Annotated in this window: 17 protein-coding genes; 2 read left to right on the plus strand and 15 right to left on the minus strand. The window is 66.4% G+C overall.

Features of this window, described 5'->3' with window-relative positions; all coding sequences use genetic code 11:
- Positions 1-87 precede the first annotated feature (87 nt).
- The 11 genes from OHA42_RS32215 to OHA42_RS32265 all read right to left on the minus strand — a co-directional run bounded on the left by OHA42_RS32215 (position 88) and on the right by OHA42_RS32265 (position 10,872).
- Positions 88-1,008, minus strand: a complete 921-nt coding sequence (locus OHA42_RS32215; RefSeq protein ID WP_406231518.1) for a tyrosine recombinase XerC — start codon at positions 1,006-1,008, stop codon at positions 88-90.
- A gap of 521 nt (positions 1,009-1,529) precedes the next feature.
- Positions 1,530-2,648: a DNA-processing protein DprA gene (gene dprA / locus OHA42_RS32220; protein ID WP_406239758.1), complete on the minus strand. Its 1,119-nt coding sequence runs from the start codon at positions 2,646-2,648 to the stop codon at positions 1,530-1,532.
- A 371-nt stretch (positions 2,649-3,019) separates the two neighbouring features.
- On the minus strand, positions 3,020-4,528 hold the full coding sequence (locus tag OHA42_RS32225; RefSeq protein ID WP_406231520.1) for a YifB family Mg chelatase-like AAA ATPase: 1,509 nt from the start codon (positions 4,526-4,528) through the stop codon (positions 3,020-3,022).
- Entirely contained in the window at positions 4,528-4,884 is a 357-nt protein-coding gene (locus OHA42_RS32230) for a YraN family protein (protein WP_328403981.1), read from the minus strand. The genes OHA42_RS32225 and OHA42_RS32230 overlap by 1 nt, the downstream gene beginning before the upstream one ends.
- A 136-nt stretch (positions 4,885-5,020) precedes the next feature.
- Positions 5,021-5,326 carry a DUF2469 domain-containing protein gene (locus OHA42_RS32235; protein WP_011210678.1) on the minus strand — a complete coding sequence of 102 codons (306 nt, stop codon included), beginning with the start codon at positions 5,324-5,326 and terminating at the stop codon, positions 5,021-5,023.
- 43 nt (positions 5,327-5,369) lie between these two features.
- Positions 5,370-6,164 (minus strand): ribonuclease HII, encoded by a 795-nt coding sequence (locus OHA42_RS32240; protein WP_406239760.1) that lies wholly within the window; start codon positions 6,162-6,164, stop codon positions 5,370-5,372.
- 57 nt (positions 6,165-6,221) lie between these two features.
- Positions 6,222-6,989: a signal peptidase I gene (gene lepB / locus OHA42_RS32245; RefSeq protein WP_406231522.1), complete on the minus strand. Its 768-nt coding sequence runs from the start codon at positions 6,987-6,989 to the stop codon at positions 6,222-6,224.
- Between the two features lie 834 nt (positions 6,990-7,823).
- On the minus strand, positions 7,824-8,564 hold the full coding sequence (lepB, locus tag OHA42_RS32250) for a signal peptidase I (RefSeq protein ID WP_406231523.1): 741 nt from the start codon (positions 8,562-8,564) through the stop codon (positions 7,824-7,826).
- 142 nt (positions 8,565-8,706) lie between these two features.
- Entirely contained in the window at positions 8,707-9,048 is a 342-nt protein-coding gene (gene rplS / locus OHA42_RS32255) for a 50S ribosomal protein L19 (protein ID WP_029893064.1), read from the minus strand.
- 228 nt (positions 9,049-9,276) lie between these two features.
- Positions 9,277-10,431: a serine hydrolase domain-containing protein gene (locus OHA42_RS32260; protein ID WP_406231525.1), complete on the minus strand. Its 1,155-nt coding sequence runs from the start codon at positions 10,429-10,431 to the stop codon at positions 9,277-9,279.
- Between the two features lie 27 nt (positions 10,432-10,458).
- Positions 10,459-10,872, minus strand: a complete 414-nt coding sequence (locus tag OHA42_RS32265) for a DoxX family protein (protein WP_406231526.1) — start codon at positions 10,870-10,872, stop codon at positions 10,459-10,461.
- Between the two features lie 178 nt (positions 10,873-11,050).
- Here OHA42_RS32265 and OHA42_RS32270 point away from each other — a divergent pair, with 178 nt between their 5' ends.
- Positions 11,051-11,944 (plus strand): sigma-70 family RNA polymerase sigma factor, encoded by an 894-nt coding sequence (locus OHA42_RS32270; protein ID WP_406231527.1) that lies wholly within the window; start codon positions 11,051-11,053, stop codon positions 11,942-11,944.
- A gap of 69 nt (positions 11,945-12,013) precedes the next feature.
- On the opposite strand, the gene OHA42_RS32275 is transcribed toward OHA42_RS32270, so the two are convergent.
- From OHA42_RS32275 to OHA42_RS32290, 4 genes are all read right to left on the minus strand, one after another.
- Positions 12,014-12,892 carry a hypothetical protein gene (locus tag OHA42_RS32275; protein ID WP_406231528.1) on the minus strand — a complete coding sequence of 293 codons (879 nt, stop codon included), beginning with the start codon at positions 12,890-12,892 and terminating at the stop codon, positions 12,014-12,016.
- A gap of 28 nt (positions 12,893-12,920) precedes the next feature.
- Positions 12,921-15,350, minus strand: coding sequence for a Tex family protein (locus OHA42_RS32280; protein ID WP_406231529.1), 2,430 nt, complete (start codon positions 15,348-15,350; stop codon positions 12,921-12,923).
- 97 nt (positions 15,351-15,447) lie between these two features.
- The gene (locus OHA42_RS32285) at positions 15,448-17,079 is read right to left on the minus strand and encodes an AMP-binding protein (protein WP_406239762.1); all 1,632 of its coding nucleotides are present in this window, start codon (positions 17,077-17,079) and stop codon (positions 15,448-15,450) included.
- Positions 17,079-18,710, minus strand: coding sequence for an AMP-binding protein (locus tag OHA42_RS32290; RefSeq protein ID WP_406231531.1), 1,632 nt, complete (start codon positions 18,708-18,710; stop codon positions 17,079-17,081). Before OHA42_RS32290 ends, OHA42_RS32285 begins: the two co-directional genes overlap by 1 nt.
- Before the next feature lie 95 nt (positions 18,711-18,805).
- Between OHA42_RS32290 and OHA42_RS32295 the strand changes: the two genes are divergently transcribed.
- Positions 18,806-19,660 carry a response regulator transcription factor gene (locus tag OHA42_RS32295; protein WP_406231533.1) on the plus strand — a complete coding sequence of 285 codons (855 nt, stop codon included), beginning with the start codon at positions 18,806-18,808 and terminating at the stop codon, positions 19,658-19,660.
- The last annotated feature ends 85 nt before the right edge of the window (positions 19,661-19,745 follow it).

Genomic DNA, 19,745 nt, shown 5'->3' on the forward strand with positions numbered 1-19,745 from the left:
GAATAGCGGCATGTAAACGGCTACAACATGGCTTCCGCGGATAAGAACACGTTCCAGAAATGATCACCGCCCATGGGGTGCGGCAGCCTATGCTCGCGGATGAGCTTGGTCGTGCACCTTCTTCAGCCGCTCGATGGAAACGTGCGTGTACAGCTGGGTCGTGGCCATGCTGGCGTGGCCGAGCAGTTCCTGCACCACCCGCAGGTCGGCGCCGCCCTCCAGCAGATGCGTGGCAGCCGAATGACGCAGCCCGTGCGGACCCATGTCGGGCGCGCCGGGTATCGCCGAAACCACCTCGTGCACAACAGTTCTGGCCTGTCGCTGATCGAGGCGCTTGCCGCGACGGCCCAGCAGCAGCGCACGCCCCGAGTCCGTGGTGGCCAATACAGGTCGGCCATACCGCAGCCAATTCCCGATGGCGTCGTCGGCAGGCACACCGAATGGCACCGACCGTTCCTTGTTTCCCTTGCCCAGCACTCGAACCAGATGTCGCTCCCGATCGACGTCGTCGATGTCGAGCCCGCACAGCTCGCTCACTCGAATCCCGGTCGAGTACAACAGCTCCACGATCAGCCGATCGCGAAGCGCCATGGGATCACGCTGCACCGCACCGGATTCCGCCGCATCCATCGCCGCGACGGCCTGCTGGGCGCCGAGCACCGCAGGCAGCACCCGATGCGCCTTCGGCGACCCCAGCCGCAACCCCGGATCGGTTTCCAACCGGCCGGTGCCGGTCAGCCAGGCGGTGAAGGTCCGAGCCGACGATGCACGCCGCGCCATCGTCGTGCGCGCGACACCCGCACTTGCCTGTTGCGCGAGCCAGGATCGCAGCAATGCCAGATCCAGTTCCCGAACCGCGGAATCGGCCGACCGCTCATACAGATGCGCCAACAGTGACCGCGCATCACCCAGATAAGCACGCGCGGTATGCGCCGACCGGTTCCGCCCGAGCCGCAGGTGCCGCTCGAACTCCCCCAGCAACGCCTCGAGATCCTCCGGCAACTCCATCCACCCACCGTCGCCTGCATCAGCCCACTTGGCAAGCCAGCGCGCCGACCCGCACCCGATCGCCATCCCCTCGCGCGACCGAACCCACTCCCGTCCAACTACATCCACCCACCGAGTGGGTCCCCACGGACCCCGCACAGCTCATTACTCGACGAGTCGCATGTGGTGGCGAGGCCTACTCGGCATTTGCCTGAGCCATGTACCGCGCACCAACGTTTGGCTCAGCGTTGGCTACTTGCCGACAGGTGAGTCGACCGCCGGGCCGGTTGTGGGGCAAGACTTGGGGGAAGCAGCCGGCAGTGCTGGCGCAGACACGGGGCCGCCGAGCGATTCTGCTCCCAAGCCAGTTCAGCGGTACGCGACATGGCAGGCACGAACACGAGCCGCTGAGCAATTCCTTCGATTCCTCCTACACCGGTCAGCGGGTGTGCGACATCGCTCTCGCGCCGACTCCATGTCCGGGGTCGATCGAGACCGCTGATAGAGCAACTCGACCAGCGGCTCACGCAGTGAGCGAGCTCTCAAGATTTCGCTGTCCTTTCTATTCGATACCAGCCGTTTTCATCCATGCCGACCAGCCCCGACAGCTCGAGTGCTGGTAGGACGGCGCGGACGATGGCCAGTGCCAGACCGGATCGGTCGGCAAGATCTCGGGGTAGGCGGGACCCGATCTTCGGTAGGGCGGCGAAGACCGCGGATTCGTCGCCGGACAGGCGATCTCCCGGATCGGGTCTCTGATCGGTCGACAGCGATAGTCGCAGCGGGCCTGCCTCATCGATCACCTCCTCCGAGCAGGTGACGAGCACCGCCTCTCCTTCTCGGATCATCCGGTGGCAGCCGATCGAAGACGCGGAGGTGATCGGGCCGGGGACCGCCAACGCCGGGCGGCCGAGGCGGCGAGCCCATTTCGCGGTATTGCGAGAGCCGCTGCGCAGACCCGCTTCCACCACCAGAACGCCGTCGGCCAATGCCGCGATCAGACGATTGCGAGCCAGGAACTGGTGCTTGTGCGCGACCGTGCCGGGTGGATATTCGCTGACGACCAGTCCGCACTCGGCGATCTCTGCGAGCAGTCGGGCGTGCTGAGCCGGGTACGGCCGGTCGACGCCACAGGCGAGAACCGCGATAGTCGGACCGCCGACGGCCAGCGCTGCCCGGTGCGCCATACCGTCGATCCCGAACGCCGCACCCGACACGATCGTCCACCCCTGTGCCGCAAGATCGCCGACGATCTCCCCGGTGACACGATCGCCGTAGCCGCTGCTGCATCGAGCACCGACCAACGCCAGCGCCCGCTCACTCGACTCCAGCAGCGAGCGCGGCCCCCGCACCCACAACGCCAGCGGCACCGCACCATCCCGGTCGCGCCCCGGGTCGAGCTGACTCAGCCCCAACATCCGCCAGGCGGGCCACTCCGGATCATCAGGTGTCACCAACCGCCCACCGATCCGACACATCAGATCCAAATCCTTTGCAGCACTGTCAATTCCACGCCGCTGCTCGGTCGGCGCCCGTAACGACTCCGGCAGCGCGCACCCCCGCACAGCATGCGCCGCCTCGACCACCCCTACGGACTCGATCAACGCCGACAGTGCCGCACAAGGCCCCTGGACAACCCGAGACAAATAGGCCCACGCCAACCTTCGCTCCTCGACCTCATCTGCCCCGCCGCTCGCGCCCCCGACTACAGCCACCGACCCGCTCCCACCCACACGCATGCCCGAAGGCCCCGAATACTGCTGCCCAGGGCCGGTTTCCATGTTTTGCATCGACGTACGCCCGCCCACCCTCGGCTTTGCAGCGAACACATCACCTCGTCCACCAACCAGTACAGACGGCACCTCCGCCGCACTCTGCTCCCCAACCACACCGCCGCTTGAATCCACAGGCACAGAGGCGGACCCCGCACCCTCCACTACCGTCCCATCGCCACCCACAGCCAACGGGCCGGACGTAGGTGTCTCGCCTCTGCCACCGCACACACCCGGCGGCTCGCCGGCCATCACCTCGCTCACTGTGCGCCGCGCTGGCGAAAGTTCAATGCGGCCATGACGTCTTGGGCGGTGGGCTGGTCGGCGCCGCGTAGGTCGCTGATGGTCCAGGCGACTCGGATGGCGCGATCCGCACCACGGGCGGACAGTCGGCCGAGACGGAGGGCGGCTTCTACCGGGGCCACCGCCTCGCGTGGGAGGCGGAATTGTTGGCGCAGTACATGTCCGGGGACTTCCGCATTGGTGCCCCAGCCGTATTCGCGCCATCGTTGCACAGCCACTCCGCGGGCTGCGGCCACGCGGTCACGGACGGTTGCACTGCTTTCGGCGGCCTCGGTGCTGAAGCCTGCCCCGACGTGACCGTGCATCTGCACCCAGATGTCGATGCGGTCCATCAGCGGACCGGAGAGTTTGCCGAGGTATCTGCGGCGTGCGAGGGGAGCACAGATGCAGTCGATATCGCGGGCCGGCGCGCATGGGCACGGGTTCGCCGCCAGGATGAGCTGGAAGCGGGCCGGATAGCGGGCGACGCCGTCGCGGCGGGCGATGCGCACTTCGCCTTCCTCCAGCGGAGTTCGCATTGCTTCGAGCACTTTCGTGCCGATCTCGGCGCATTCGTCGAGGAACAACACGCCGCGATGGGCGCGACTCACCGCGCCGGGCCGGGCCGAGCCCGAGCCGCCACCGATCATCGCGGCCGCCGAGGTGGAGTGGTGTGGTGCGACGAAGGGTGGCATCGTGATCAGCGGCTGGTCGCAGGACAGCGCGCCCGCCACCGAGTGGATGGCCGTCACCTCGAGTGCCTCGGTTTCCGACAGCGGCGGCAGCAGGCTCGGAAGGCGTTGCGCCAGCATTGTTTTACCGATGCCAGGTGGACCGGTCAGCAGGAGGTGGTGGCCACCGGCCGCGGCCACCTCCAATGCCCACCTGGCTTCCTCCTGGCCGACGACCTCGCTCAGGTCGCCACCGGAACGAACGTCGCCGGGCAGCACACCATCGGGCTCGGCCAGCACCCCTTCACCGCGCAGCCACGCGACCAGGGTGCGCAGGCTGTCTGCTCCGTACACCCTGATCCCATCCACCAAACCTGCCTCGGCCATGGCGGATTCGGGCACGATGACCGTCTGCCGGCCCGCGTTGCGTGCGGCGATCACCGCAGGCAGGATGCCGCGCACCCGTCGAACCCGACCGTCGAGCGCGAGTTCGCCGAGCAGTACGGTCTTCGCGAGCCGCTCCGACGGGATCACACCTGCAGCATCCAAAACGGCTGTGGCCAAAGCAATGTCGTACACACTGCCGACCTTCGGCAGGGTCGCGGGTGACAACGCCAGGATGACTCGGCCGTCGGGCCACTTCTCCCCCGAGTTGGCCACCGCGGAGCGCACTCGGTCGCGGGATTCCTGCAGCGCAGTGTCCGGCAGCCCGACCAGATGCACCGAGGGCAGCCCCTGCCCGATATCCGCCTCGATCTCGACCAGCAGGCCGTCCACTCCGGTGACGGCAACAGAATGCGCTCTCCCCAGGGCCATCAGAAGGCCGCCTTCAGATGGTCGATGACGGGGCCGTGCTCGCGAGTGACCAGGACCGACACGACATCGAACCGAATGTGCCGCCACGGGCCGTCTTGTTCGGCGAGCCACATCAGGGCCAGCCGCCGGATCCGCTGTCGTTTGGTGAAGGTGACCGCTTCCGCGGGTGCGCCGAACTGCAGTCCGGATCGGGTCTTCACTTCGATGAAGGCGGTGATGCGGGCGTCCTGGGCGATCAGATCGAGTTCGCCGTACCTGCATCGCCAGTTCCTGCCGACGATATCCATTCCGGCGGCTTGCAGGAACCGTGCCGCCAGTTCTTCCCCGTGCGCGCCGAGCGCCTGTTTGTCAGTCACCGAGCCAGCGTGCGCCGAGCCGTCCACGGCTCCGCTGCGCCGACCTGCGCGCACTGCGTCCCTGTTGATAGCCGCTCGGCTGTGGACAACCACAAGCGATATCGGCTGGTCCGCCCCGGACGGTCAGTGCACCGTGCTACTCGGGCAGGCGCAGGTCCGGCTTCTCCAACTCTTCGATATTGACGTCCTTGAAGGTGATCACTCGAACGTGCTTCACGAAGCGGGCGGGGCGGTACATGTCCCAGACCCATGCGTCGCTCATACGCACCTCGAAATACACCTCGCCGTCGGCGTTCTGTGGCCGCAGCTCGACGGAATTGGCCAGGTAGAAGCGGCGCTCGGTCTCCACCACGTACGAGAACTGACCGACGATGTCCTTGTACTCGCGATATAGCGAGAGCTCCATCTCGGTTTCGTACTTCTCGAGGTCCTCGGCACTCATCGGGTGGGACGTCCTCCTTCTCGCCGCACTGCGTGTGCTGACATCATCGCGCATGGGCAGCGTCGGTAGCCACTCGGCTATCCCCACCCAAGACCTGAAGACCTTCGGAAGCCATGTCGTCGCTGCCCGCAGCGAGCACCGCATCGGTGTAGGTAGACGCGCTGACGGCGGGGCGAAGGCCGGCGGCCTCGCGCACATTGCGCCACGACCGCCGGTGCTCGTTGCTCGGTCCGAGCCGCTCGAGCGCGGCCGTGTGCTCGGGCGTGTTGTAACCCTTGTGTGCAGCAAAACCGTACCCGGGCAGCCGCTCGTCCAGTTCGACCATCATTCGGTCTCTGGTGACTTTGGCCAGGATGCTGGCCGCCGCGATGCAGGCCGCGGCGGCATCGCCGCCGATCACCGGAAGTGACGGCACCGGAATGCCCGGCACCCGGAATCCATCGGTGAGCACGTATCCGGGCGTCTGCCCGAGCCCGGCGACGGCCCGGCGCATGCCCTCGATATTGGCGACGTGGATGCCGATCGAATCGATCTCCCAGGCCGGGATCACGACGACCTTCCACGCGAGCGCCAGCCGGGTGATCACCGGATAGAGCTCCTCGCGCACCGACTCGGTGAGCTTCTTGGAATCGTCGAGCCCGGCCAGCTTGTCGTAGGCCTTGGGCGCGAGCAGGCACGCGGCGACCACCAGCGGTCCCGCGCACGGTCCACGGCCCGCCTCGTCGACGCCGGCGACCGGACCTAGTCCGCTGCGGATCAGCGCCGCCTCGAGCGTGCGCAATCCGCCTGACCTGCGCATCACCACACGCGGTGGCCAACCACTGCTCTGCACCGTCATCCGGCTGCCAGTCACTCGACCTTGCCCCACCGTCCGATTATCCCGCAGCCGCGCCGATCACTTCGTTCGAGGATCCTCGGCCCGCACCGGCCCGATCCGGCCAGGCGGCCAGATCTTGAACACCGCTTTGCCGCGGACGTTGTCCACCGGGACGGTGCCGTGGAGCTCGTCAGCGAGGTGGTACCGCGAATCTGCAGAGTGGTCACGATTGTCCCCCATCACCCAAAGATTGCCGTCGGGCACCTGCACCGGATTGAACTCTCGCGCCCCTTTGCCGGTACCGAAGCGCAGACCAGGAACATACGGAAAGTCATACTTGGCGTAAGGCTCATCGAGCGGCTTGCCGTCCACCAGGATGCGCCCCTGCGCATCACAGCACTGCACGGTCTGACCACCGACCGCAATCACCCGCTTCACCAGATCGTTCTCATCCGGCGGCACCAACCCGAAGAACGAGAAGAAGTTCTGCACGCTACGCACGACAGCGTTGTCAGAGCGGATCGACCGGTAGTCGCGATTCCATGACGGCGGACCGACGAACACTACGACATCGCCCGGCTGGGGATCTCCCCAGTAATAGCTCAGCTTCTGCACGTAGATACGGTCGCCGGTGCACCCTGCGCATCCGTGCAGGGTCGGCTCCATCGATTCGGAGGGAATCACATATGGGCGTCCGACGAAACTGACCGTCAGAGCAGCGATCACTGCGGCGATCACGATCAGGATAGGCAGTTCCTGCCAGAACGGCCGCTGCTTGCGTTTTTCACCCCTCGACTTCTTGCGCCCTCGCGAGGTCTCGTCATCGCCAGGCTCGGACTCCGCCACCGACCCACCTTCGTCTGCCACGCCGAACAGGTTAACCCTATGGCTGGAAGTGTTGCTCGGGAGTGCATCTCGACACCCTGCCGTCTCTGTATTCGTCATCGCGGTGTGAGCCGCATGAGACCCCAAAGACCTCCGCGTGCAGCGTGCACTCACACTTCACGCGGAGGTCCACTGTCTCTGGGCGACGTCCGCTACCTCATGCAACTAACGGCTGAAGCGCACGATCAGTGCCACATCACAATGAAATAATATTTACCGGAAATGGTTCCATTCGTTCCATCGCCGACATAGCAGGGATATACAACTCCATTGACCTCTGAATCAGCCTGCTGCCTGACCGAGTCGCATGCCCCGAAATCTTCGTACGGCCCGTGGGGATTATTTCCGCCGAGATAGGCGGATGCCAATCCCGGCAACCCCAGGCATTACCACCAAAGCTCCCGCAATCGCTGCGCAGCCGATGAATTTCGACAACATAGTCACTCCCCTTCTCGAGTCAGGTTCGGCAAATGATGCAGCCGATTCCCAACCCACTACTTGAACTGTCAATTCACGGGAGACAGCTGAATTGCGCGTACGACGCACTGGAATCGCAACCTGGACGTCGCGAATTCTTGCGACATGATCCCGCCCCCATGACTGGCTCAGTCCGACTGTGCCAGAAGACATTTCATCATAGGTCACGACAACTGTTCAACCGATCCGATCAGCACTCGGAGTCGAAGCCCGGCGGCTGAACTCACTCGAGAAGACAACCGACTCGTCCTGGCATGCCGAACTCCGGACCTGCCAGGACGATTCATCACATCAGCGTGCAGTTTGCGGATCCCGAGATCACACGGCTCCGATCCGGCTCGGCGGCCAGATCTTGAAAACCGCTTGGCCCCGGATGTTGTCGACCGGAACCGTGCCCTGCAGTTCGTCGCCGACATGCGCCCGAGAGTCCCTGGAGTGGTTGCGGTTATCGCCCATCACCCACACGTTGCCGTCCGGCACCTTGATCGGGCCGAATACCCGGCCGGAAGGGTAGGTCGCGTTCTGCTGGCCGGGCATCCAGGCGAAGTCGCTCTTGACGTACGGCTCGTCCAACGGCTTGCCGTCCACCAGGATGCGCCCCTGCGCATCACAGCACTGCACGGTCTGACCGCCGACCGCAATCACCCGCTTCACCAGATCGTTCTCATCCGGCGGCACCAACCCGAAGAACGAGAAGAAGTTCTGCACACCGCGGATAACGGCATTGCCCGAGCGGATCGACTGGTACCGGTCGTTCCACGACGGCGGACCGACGAACACCACGACATCGCCTGGCGTCGGATCGCCCCAGTAGTAACTCAGCTTCTCCACGTAGATGCGGTCGCCGGTGCAACCGCTACAACCGTGCAGCGTGGGCTCCATCGACTCCGACGGGATCACATACGGGCGTCCGACGAAACTGACCGTCAGGGCGGCGATAACCGCCGCGATCACGATCAGGATCGGCAGCTCCTGCCAGAAGGGGCGCTGCTTTTTCTTGGCGCGCCGCTTACCACGGCGGCCACCCGATCCTTCATCGCCCGACTCGGAAACCGTCATCGCCCCACTTTCGTCTGCCACGCGGAACAGATTAGCCCGGCACCGCAACGAACCGCGTAGTGCCGGGCTAACCGAGTATTCAATTCGATTCGCGGCTATCTGCGACCGCGAACCCGCCGTGCCGAAGGCTCGGCGGAAAGATTCAGCGCTTTTCCTTGATCTTGGCAGCCTTGCCACGCAGATCGCGCAGGTAGTACAGCTTGGCGCGGCGAACGTCACCGCGGGTCACGACCTCGATGTGGTCGATGTTCGGGGTGTGCACCGGGAAGGTGCGCTCCACGCCGACACCGAACGACACCTTGCGGACGGTGAAGGTCTCGCGGATGCCACCGCCCTGGCGCCGAATGACGACGCCCTTGAAGACCTGGATGCGCTCCTTCGAGCCTTCGATGACCTTCACGTGCACATTGAGGGTGTCACCCGGCCGGAAGTCGGGGACGTCGCTGCGCAGCGACTTTTCGTCGACGAAGTCAAGGGTGTTCATGTCCATCCTTCTGATGTTTGCGCGAACAGAGGACCCTGGCGGCACTGGACGTGCTCGACCGGTTCATGCTCCGAATAAGGGGGTGCGCTGGGTCGACAACCACCCAGGGCAACCTGAGCATTGTGCCAGATCAGCGGGTCGCGACGAAAATCGGCCCCTGTTGGCGGCCTATCCGCGCCCTGTCCACAACGGAATCGCTCCGCGGTATCCGGGGCACCGCCGTCGAGTTTACCCGCGAGCGCAGCGCAGCAATATCGCCGTCAACCTCTCGTTCTCGGGCGCGGTGAAGCCGAACGCGGCGCGGCGCCTCGTGTAGCCGTAGGCCAGGCCACTGTGCGGATCGGCGAACCCGTCGGCGCCCGCCGCGCCCGAATGACCGAAGGCGCGCGCGCCGAGGTGTGGATGGATCAGTCCCTTGGCCTCGAACCCGACCAGATATGGCGCGCGGTCACCGCGCACCAGGTCGTCACCGGTCGTCTGCAGGGTGGTGAACGCGGCGAGGGTATCGGGCTCGAGCAAGGGGCCCCGTCCGCCGATCTCTGAGATCGCGGCGGCGTACATGCTCGCCAGGCCGCGGGCGCTGCCGACGGCGCCCGCGGAGGCCTGGCCCTGCGCACGCACCTGCGCGTCGTTCGGGAGCCCGAGCACGTCGTCCGGGGTGAAGCCCGGCGCGTTCAGGTTGTAGGCGATGCCGGGAATGCTGTGCGAACCGGGCGAATTCGCCTCGAACGCCGCCTGCATCTGCGGTGTCGCGAGCCAGGGCAGGATCGGCAGGTACCGATCCTCCAGCGCGGCAGGCAATCCCAGATACAAGTCCAATCCGTACGGCGCTCTGATGCGTTCCTCGAACAGCTCCTGGATCGAACTGCCCATGACGCTGCGCACCACCTCACCCAGGATCGCGAAGGTGACGAAGCCGCCGTAGCCTTGTGTCGCGCCCGGCCGGAAGAACGGCCGCTGCCCGGCGACTCGCTGCGCGATCAGCTGGTCGTCGGCGAGTTCGGCAACGGTGAATCCGCCGTCCACGCCGATGACACCGGATTGGTTGGTCAGCACCTGGCGCAGGGTGATCGCGACCTTGTCCGCCTCGGCGAATTCGGGCCAGTACCCGGCGACGGTGCGGTCGAGATCGAGCATCCCGTCCTGGACGAGCAGGGCGACGACCAGCGTCGCCGCGCCCTTGGTTACCGAGAGCAGACCGGTCAGCGTGTCGGCGGCGACCTGCGGCCCGGACCACAGGTCGACCACCTGCCTGCCGTGCATGTAAGCGGCGAGCTGAGCACCGGATTCGCCGTGCTCCTCGGCCACCGCCGCCGTGAATTCCTCTCGCACCCTGTCGAATCCCGCTGCAACCGTGCCGTGTACGTCGACATTGCTTTTCATGCTGGTTTCCTTCGAATCGGGATGACGTCATGCGAAAGACGGACGGCGAAGCAATGCACGCCGCTGCGCGGCCGCCGGCCGCAGTGCCCAGGAAGCGAGGCTTAGGCCGGCGAAACCGAGCGGTCCCAGCCATGCCTTCGGCTCATCGCCCACCGCAATGTGCGAGGCGGCAGCGCCGCCATAGACGAAGGTCAGGCCCGCGTAGGCCCATTCCTCGGCACGCGGGAAGCCAGGCGTCACGATCGCCGCGACCGCGGCAGCCTTGGCGACGCCCAGGATTGTCGCGAAATACATCGGGTATTCCAGACGATCGAAAACCTCACGAACATAAGAGATTCGGGCGAGATCCCAGTACGAGCCGACGACTGATTCGGTCAGCAGAATCCCGCTTGCGCCCAGATACGCAATACGCGCCATGCGACTCTTGGTCAGGGTGTTCATGATTCGCTCCTTCACTCCGAACGCCAGTGGCCCAGCGCCACCGCCGTACTTCCCCTCTGACGGATGGCAGCGGGAGAAGGTAACGATCGCGCAGTGATCCCCGTCACACCGGTGGTCCGACTGTCACAACGGTGGTGTTCGATCCGTCATCTCTACAGGCGATGTCGAGGAGATCCCGGTGGACGAACATGTACTTCTGGCCAACCGCTTCGAGGCGCACCGCGCACATCTGACGGCGGTGGCCTACCGGATGCTCGGTTCGCTGACCGAGGCCGACGACGCGGTGCAGGAAGCCTGGCTGCGACTGGACCGTGTCGATCCCGATGCGATCGACAATCTCGGCGGCTGGCTGACCACGGCGGTCAGCCGGGTGTGCCTGGACATGTTGCGCGCCCGCAAGTCCCGCCGCGAGGACGCCTTCGAGACCCACCTGCCCGACCCCATCGTCGCTCGGGACGACCGGACCCAGCCCGAACAGCAAGCGGTGCTTGCGGATTCGGTGGGTATGGCGCTGCTGATCGTGCTGGACTCGCTGAATCCAGCCGAGCGCGTGACATTCGTGCTGCACGACATGTTCACCGTGCCGTTCGACCAGATCGCGCCGGTAGTCGGGAAATCCGCGGCCGCTGCGAAGATGATCGCCAGCCGCGCGCGGCGACGCGTCCAGGGTCGGACGCCACAACCCGATCGCGACCTACCCCGCCAGCGCCGACTGGTCGACGCATTCCTGACCGCAGCGCGCGGCGGCGAATTCGAATCACTGCTGGCCATCCTCGACCCCGAGGTGGTTCTGCGTGCCGACGCCGGGGCTCTGCTGCCCGGTGGGATCCGGGTGTTCCGCGGTGCGGCCGCAGTGGCCGGTCAGCTGGAGGTCTTCCGGCGTGCCGCCAATGCGTTCGCCTCCCACCCAGTTCTGATCAACGGATTCGCGGGCCTGCTCAACACCGACGGGGACAAGACGATCTCCCTCATCGCATTCACCACCAGCGACGGCAAGATCACCGCAATCGACCTGTTGTCGGACCCGGCCCGCCTGCCCCGCCTCGACACCATCGCCCACGGCAACCAGTAGATCCGAACCCGGCCCCGGCGAGCGGCACCCGACCGCGACGCAGCGCCGCCGGTCGCCGTGGGGTGCCGCTCAGTGAGGGGTCTCGTGCTCCGATGACCACGGGAGGTGGTGGCGGTGGGGATGGTGCGGTGCCGGTGGGGCAGGGACGACCGTCCTGGTCAACTCCGCCTCGGCGGCAGTACGGACGTGCTCTACGTCGGGTTTACCCGCTATCAGGTCTTGCACGAAGATCTTGGCTCGGATCATCGGGCGTCGATAACGCCGTTCTCGCACTATCGATCGGTACATCATCCGGCGTCGGTCGCCGTAGCGCCAGCGTGCCCACGGCGCACCCGGCCTGCTCAGCCGGAACGCACCGACGAAGAGCAACGGCAGGAAGAACATGCCGAACAGGCCGGTCCAGATCTTGCCCTTGGCGATGACGATGGCCGCGAGCGCCAGGTTCACCACCGAGAACGCGACGACGAAGATGCGCATCTCGATGCTGGGATTGCGGCGAAAGTCGTTGATGTCCAACAACCACAGCGGGTGGAACCCGAGCAGGAGCAGCCCGGTCACGGCCAGCGCGACGAACACCGCGTCCACCGAGGTGCGGCCCTGCTCTTCCCAGTACACGTCGCGCAGGTAGAAGATCAGCGCGAATTCGTCGAGGGTCAAGGCCGCACCGACACCGAAAGCGGCTGCGAGCAGGCTCGCGGTCAGGGTGTCTATGTTCTGGTACATGGTGACCATCCCGATGCCCGACAGCAGCACCAGGATGACCCCGAACACCATGTGGTGGATGTGCACCCCACCGGAGCGCAGATTGCCCGGCCACCAGCGCACCTGCTTGCGGATCAGCCGAACACTGAGCCTGATCAACAGGAACCCGACGATGAACCCGAGCAAAAAGCACAGCAGCGGAAGCCTGCCCTGCGCGATCACATCGTCTTCGAGCCACCGTCGCATGGCCGCCTACATACCTCCGCCTGTGGTCCTACTGTCCGAAGCCGGCCCGGCGCAGGGCGTCGGCCATCGAGCCGGTCGGCGCGGGCGCATTTCGGCGCTGATTGCCACCCTGACCCTGGCTGCGGCCCTGTCCCTGCGACCGACCCTGACCATTCTGCCGCTGTCCGCCACCGGCGGACCCGCCACGGCCGGGATTACCAGGACCACGATCGCCCTGACCGCGGCTGCGACCGTCACCGCGCTCGCCCTTGGCCGGGGTGCCCGGCTCGTCGTCCAGGCGCAATGACAGCCCGATGCGCTGGCGTGCGACATCGACCTCGAGCACCTTCACCTTGACCACGTCACCGGACTTGACCACCTCGCGTGGGTCCTTGACGAAGTTGTGCGACATCGCCGACACGTGCACGAGACCGTCCTGGTGCACGCCGACATCGACGAATGCGCCGAAGGCGGCCACATTGGTGACCACACCCTCCAGCACCATGCCCGGCTTCAGATCCGCGACCTTCTCCACACCCGCCGCGAACTCGGCGGTCTTGAACTCGGGACGCGGGTCACGGCCGGGCTTCTCGAGCTCGGTGATGATGTCGGTGACGGTGGGCACGCCGAACTTCTCGTCGGTGAACTCGGCGGGCCGCAGCGCGCGCAGCGTCCCGGTATTGCCGATCAGTTCGGTCATGCCCTTACCGGTCGATTCCAGGATGCGCCGCACCACCGGGTACGCCTCGGGGTGCACCGCGGAGGTGTCGAGCGGGTCGTCGCCGCCGCGGATGCGCAGGAAGCCCGCGCACTGTTCGAACGCCTTCGGCCCCAGCCGCGGCACGTCGAGCAACGCGGTGCGGCTGCGGAACGGGCCGTTCTGATCCCGATGCGCCACAATGCTTTCCGCGACCGAACCGGCAATGCCGGAAACCCGCGACAACAGCGGCACCGAAGCGGTGTTGACGTCGACGCCGACCGCGTTCACCGCATCTTCGACCACCGCGCCCAGCGAGCGGGCCAGCAGCGTCTCGGACACGTCGTGCTGGTACTGACCGACGCCGATGGATTTCGGGTCGATCTTCACCAGTTCTGCGAGCGGGTCCTGCAGGCGGCGCGCGATCGATACCGCACCGCGCAGCGACACGTCCATATCGGGTAGTTCCTGCGTGGCGTATGCCGACGCGGAGTACACCGAGGCGCCCGCCTCGGACACCACGATCTTGGTCGGCTTGTTCTCCGGAATACGCGAAATCAGTTCGACGGCAAGCGCATCCGTCTCCCGGGAGGCGGTGCCGTTACCGATGGCGATCAGCTCGACGCCGAACCGGGCGACCAGCGCACCCAGCACAGCGAGCGATTTCTCGGTCTGGCCGTGCGGCTTGTGCGGGTAGATGACCTCGGTGGCAACAGCCTTTCCGGTGGCGTCGACGACGGCGACCTTCACACCGGTACGATAGCCCGGATCGAGGCCCATGGTGGTCCTGGTGCCCGCAGGCGCGGCGAGCAGCAGGTCGCGCAGGTTGGCGGCGAACACGTCGACGGCATCCTTCTCCGCGGCCTGCCGCAACCGCATCCTGGTGTCGATGCCAAGGCTCACTTGAAGTTTGGTTCGCCATGCCCAGCGCACGGCGTCCAGCAGCCAGCTGTCGGCCGCGCGACCGCGATCGGCGATATCGAACTGCACGGCGATCCGGCCCTCGAAGATGCTGCGCTCACCCGGCGCGAGTTCCTCGGTGTCCGGCTCCAGCTGCAGCGAAAGCACGTCTTCTTTCTCGCCGCGCAGCAGCGCGAGAATCCGGTGCGAGGGCAGCTTGGTGAACGGCTCGCTGAACTCGAAGTAGTCGGCGAACTTGGCGCCCGCCTCCTCCTTGCCCTGGCGCACCGCCGAGGTGATCCGACCGCGGTTCCACATCAGCTCACGCAGCTCACCGACCAGGTCGGCGTCCTCGGCGAATCGTTCGACCAGGATGGCGCGGGCGCCGTCGAGCTGCTCAGCGGTGTACTGCGCGGGGTCGGTGCCGGGATCGGTGATCAGCGCGTCGGCGACCGGTTCGTGGCCCGCCTCGCGCGCGATTTGCGCCTTGGTGCGGCGCTTCGGCTTGAACGGCAGGTAGATGTCCTCGAGCCTGGCCTTGGTCTCGGCGAGCATGATCTGCTGGTGCAGTGCGGGCTCGAGCTTGCCCTGACTCCGGATCGACTCGACGATCGCGGCCCGGCGCTCGTCGAGTTCGCGCAGGTAGTGCAGGCGTTCGTCGAGCTGGCGCAGCTGCGCGTCGTCGAGACCGCCGGTCACCTCCTTGCGGTAACGCGCGATGAAGGGCACGGTCGAGCCGGCGTCGATCAGCTCGACGGCCGCGCGGACCTGGCTCTCGCGCACCTCCAGCTCGTCGGCGATGCGACGGTTGACGCTGGCATGGTTCGCACTGTCGGAACTGGGGCTGGACTCTGCACTGGCGGTCTCGGGCGCTGTCGTCACGTCCGCAGACACTACCGTCGTCTGCTGACAACGAGGCCGCACCCAGGTGAACCGACGTGTATGTGGCGTCGACCCGGTCGGTTCGGCACGGCTGTGATCACCCCAGCAAGTCCTTCGCCAGCTCCCGCATCTCGGCCTTGCGCACCTTCCCGGTGACGGTCATCGGGAACTCGTCGACGATGTGCACGTACCGCGGAATCTTGAAGTGCGCCAACCTGCCTGTGCAGAACGCGCGTACCGCGTCGGCGTCCAACGGCGCGGCGCCCGCACGCATCCTGATCCAGACCATCAGCTCCTCACCGTATTTCGGGTCGGGGACACCGATCACCTGGGCGTCCAGAATGTCGGGATGGGCGTAGAGGAACTCCTCGATTTCCCTGGGATAGATGTTCTCGCCACCGCGGATCACCATGTCCTTGATCCGGCCGGTGATCGCCAGATAGCCGTCGGAGTCCATTACGCCGATATCGCCGGTGTGCATCCAGCGGGCGGCGTCGATCACCTCGGCGGTCTTCCCGGCCTGCTCCCAATAGCCGAGCATCACCGAGTAGCCGCGGGTGCACAGTTCGCCGGGTTCGCCGCGCGGCACCGTCGAACCCGTTGCCGGATCGACGATCTTGACCTCCAGATGCGGCCCGACCCGGCCGACGGTCGCGGTCCGACGCTCGATGCTGTCGTCGCGGCGGGTCTGGGTGGACACCGGCGATGTTTCCGTCATGCCGTAACAGATGCAGACCTCACGCATGCCCATGCGGTCGATCACCCGCTTCATCACCTCGACCGGGCACGGCGAACCGGCCATGATGCCGGTGCGCAGGTTCGAGAGGTCCGGCGCGGCGTCAGCGGGCGCACTGTCCAGTGCGGTGAGCAGGTCGATGAACATGGTCGGCACCCCGTACAGGGAGGTGCACCGCTCCTCGGCCACCGCCTGCAAGGTCGCGATCGGGTCGAACGACGGCGCCGGAATCACCACCGCCGCACCGTGGCTCGTGCTCGCGAGATTGCCCATGACCATGCCGAAGCAGTGGTAGAACGGGACCGGAACGCAGATCCGGTCCTGCTCGGTGTAGCCGCAGAGCTCGCCGACGGAGTAGCCGTTGTTCAGGATGTTGTGATGGCTGAGCGTCGCGCCCTTCGGGAATCCTGTTGTACCAGAGGTGTATTGAATGTTGATCGGGTCGTCGGTGGACAGTGTCGCCGCAATCCGGGCAAGACCATCGACGTCGATATCCCCCTGCACCAACGCATCCCATTCCGGCATGCCGAACACGAGTACCTGCTCCAGCCCTTCGCATTTCGGCCGGACCTGCTCGATCATCGCGACGTAGTCCGACGATTTGAAGGCGCGCGCGGCAATCAGCAACCGCACCCCGGCTTGGTGCAGCACATACTCCAATTCGCTGGTGCGGTAGGCCGGATTTATATTCACAAGGATCGCGCCGAGCTTCGCCGTCGCGTACTGCACCATGAACCACTCCGGGCAGTTGGGCGCCCAGATACCGACTCGGTCACCCTTGCCGATGCCGCGCGCCGCCAAGCCGGTGGCCAGCGTGTCGATCGCGTCGGCGAGCAGACGATAGGTCCAGCGGCGACCGGACAAGCAGTCCACCAACGCCTCCCGGTCGGGATGGGCGGCCACCGTCCGATCGAAATCGGCGCCGATGGTGTCACCGAGCAGGGGCGTGTCCGAGATGCCCGACGCATAGCTGGGCAGCGGTACCGACAACATCACTTGCGCCCCTGCTGCCGTAGCACGAACCGCTGCACCTTGCCGCTCGGCGTCTTGGGCAACTCTGCCACGAAATGCACTCGGCGCGGATACGCGTGCGCGGCGAACTTCTCCTTGACCAACCGCTGCAGTTCCTGCGCGAGGTCCTCGTCGCCCGCGGAGCCGTTGCGCAGCACCACGAATGCCTCGAGCACTTCACCGCGCAGCTCGTCCGGCATGCCGACCACCGCTGCCTCCGCGACCTGCTCGTGCAGCACGAGCACGCTCTCCACCTCGAACGGGCCGATGCGGTAGCCCGCCATGATGATCACGTCGTCGTCGCGGGAGGAGAAGCGGAAGAAGCCGTCGGCATCCCGCGAGCCCGCATCGCCGGTGAGATACCAGCGCCCGTCCGCGGTGTAGCGCTGTGCGGTGCGCTCGGGGGCGTCGAGGTAGCCGAGGAACCACAGCAGCGGGCTGCGTTCGGTGTCGATGGCGACACGGCCGAGCTGTCCCGGCGCCGCCTCGATGTCGGCGTCGTCCGCGAGCACCGCGCAGGTCCAGCCGGGCAGCTGCCTGCCCATCGAGCCGATCGGCACTGTGGTGTCCAGTTCGTCGTGCCAGGCGTTGCAGATGACCATGCCATGCTCGGTCTGCCCGTAGTGGTCGCGCACGGCCACCCCGAGATGCTGCGCGGACCATGCGACGACCTCGGGGGTGAGCGGCTCACCGGCCGAGGAGGCCCGACGCAGCGACACTCCCGCGGGCACCGGGGTGTCGGCGGCCCGCAGTGCTCGATACACCGTCGGCGCGGCGGCGAAGTTGGTGACGCCGAAGCGCGCGAGCACCTGCCAGGTGAGCGCGGGCGAGAAGCCCGCGTGCAGCAGCACACTGCGCGTGCCCGCGGCCAGCGGGCCGAGGATCGCGTAATAGAGCCCGTAGGCCCAGCCCGGATCAGCGGCATTCCAGAACACGTCCTCCGGACGGACATCCAGCGCGAACTCTTGATACGCGTGGAAGGAGGCCAGCGCGCGGACCGGGATCGGGACGCCCTTCGGCGTACCGGTGGTGCCGCTGGTGAACAGCTGCACGAGCAGACCCTCGCCGCCGACGGCGACCGCCACGGCCCGTGGATCATCGGCGGAGTGCGCGGCGAGCAGATCGGCAAACCGCAGCTGCGTGGTCGCCTCGTCGCCGGCGACCACGACCGTCCACGGCGCATCGGCCGGAATGTCCGCACCCGGGGCCAGCTTTCCCGCTTGATCGGCATCGACGATGACGAGCACCGCGCCGCTGGCAGCCAATCGGAATGCAATGGCGGGCGGCGCGAACGCGGTGAACAGCGGTACGTGCACCGCACCGCGCCGCCAGATACCGAGCAGGGCAACCACCAGATCCACCGACTTGGCCATCAGCGTCGCGACCCGATCCCCCGGCCCGACACCCTGCTCGGCCAGCGCCGCGGCGAACCGTGCCGAGCGCTCGCGGAGCTCACCGTAGGTGAGGTCGATCGAGCCGAGGTCGGCATCGACAACCGTGAACGCGACCTTGGCCTCCGAATGCCGGTCGCACAACAGCTCCGCCGCACACGCGTCGGGCCCGTCATAACGCTCCAGCAGCTCGCGCACCCGCGCATTCAGGTCCGTGCTCATGTCGCCTCTCCTCATCCGTGATCCACCTCACCCCGCGTCTAATAGGATGTGGGTCACATCATGTTCGCCACTACCCCCGAAAAGGGGTGAGTCGTTTGACCCACACCACCCCCCTGCTGCGCCCACGCGACGGTGACGCATTGCGCGCCGAAATCCGCTGGGTGGCGAACAAGGCCGGGGTCCCGGTGGTGTTCGGCGGCGAGGTGCACAACGACGCACTGTTGTTGACGGAGTTCGTCGGCACCATGACCAACGGGCTGCGCGGACTGTCGGTGCTACGCACCTCCGGCCTCGGCGGCCGAGTCATGGACATGCGGCGACCAGCGTCGGTCGCCGATTACCGCAACGCGTCCTCGATCACCCATCACTACGACGCGCCGGTCTCCGGCGAGCACATCCGCTCCGTTGTCGCGGTCCCGGTGGTCGTGGACGACCACTCCCGCGCAGTCATCTACGCCGCCAATCGCGGTGGCTCACCGCTCGGTGACCGCACCGCCGATCTCATGGTCGAGGCCGGTCGGCGGCTCGCCGCCGAGATCGCCATCCGCGACGAGGTGGATCGGCGCATCCGACTGCTCGAGCTGGCCGCACCGACCCCGGACACCGCGCCCGCGGTCACCGAGGAATTGCGCGATATCCATGCCGAACTGCGCGGCATGGCGCGCACGGCCGAGGATGAGAAGCTGCGCACGCGTCTGCACGATGTGTGCGAACGGCTGACCCGCGTCATGACCGGGGCACCGACGCCGGATGCGCCGCGACTATCGCGCCGTGAACTGGACGTGTTGTCTCAGATCGCGCTCGGTTGCACCAATCAGGAAGCCGCACAACGCCTTTCCCTCGGCCCGGAAACGGTGAAGAGCTACCTACGCAATGTGATGAGCAAGCTCGATACCCATTCACGGCACGAGGCCGTCGTGATCGCCCGCCGCCATGGCCTGCTGCCGTAGATCGACCGGACGCACCGATCGCCGGTGATCGACCCGGATCACCAGCACCGGCGCGGTAGTCGACCGGTTGCCGGGTCGACGCACC

It is taken from the genome of Nocardia sp. NBC_01009 (genome assembly GCF_045208035.1).
Taxonomy (GTDB): Bacteria; Actinomycetota; Actinomycetes; order Mycobacteriales; family Mycobacteriaceae; genus Nocardia.

Coding starts and splice junctions, on each gene's coding strand:
- OHA42_RS32215 (WP_406231518.1), bottom strand. CDS start 1,008: ATGGAGTTGCCGGAGGATCTCGAGGCGTTGCTGGGGGAGTTCGAGCGG.
- OHA42_RS32225 (WP_406231520.1), bottom strand. CDS start 4,528: ATGGCCCTGGGGAGAGCGCATTCTGTTGCCGTCACCGGAGTGGACGGC.
- OHA42_RS32235 (WP_011210678.1), bottom strand. CDS start 5,326: ATGAGTGCCGAGGACCTCGAGAAGTACGAAACCGAGATGGAGCTCTCG.
- OHA42_RS32240 (WP_406239760.1), bottom strand. CDS start 6,164: ATGACGGTGCAGAGCAGTGGTTGGCCACCGCGTGTGGTGATGCGCAGG.
- lepB (WP_406231523.1), bottom strand. CDS start 8,564: ATGACGGTTTCCGAGTCGGGCGATGAAGGATCGGGTGGCCGCCGTGGT.
- rplS (WP_029893064.1), bottom strand. CDS start 9,048: ATGAACACCCTTGACTTCGTCGACGAAAAGTCGCTGCGCAGCGACGTC.
- OHA42_RS32260 (WP_406231525.1), bottom strand. CDS start 10,431: ATGAAAAGCAATGTCGACGTACACGGCACGGTTGCAGCGGGATTCGAC.
- OHA42_RS32265 (WP_406231526.1), bottom strand. CDS start 10,872: ATGAACACCCTGACCAAGAGTCGCATGGCGCGTATTGCGTATCTGGGC.
- OHA42_RS32275 (WP_406231528.1), bottom strand. CDS start 12,892: ATGCGACGGTGGCTCGAAGACGATGTGATCGCGCAGGGCAGGCTTCCG.
- OHA42_RS32285 (WP_406239762.1), bottom strand. CDS start 17,079: ATGTTGTCGGTACCGCTGCCCAGCTATGCGTCGGGCATCTCGGACACG.
- OHA42_RS32290 (WP_406231531.1), bottom strand. CDS start 18,710: ATGAGCACGGACCTGAATGCGCGGGTGCGCGAGCTGCTGGAGCGTTAT.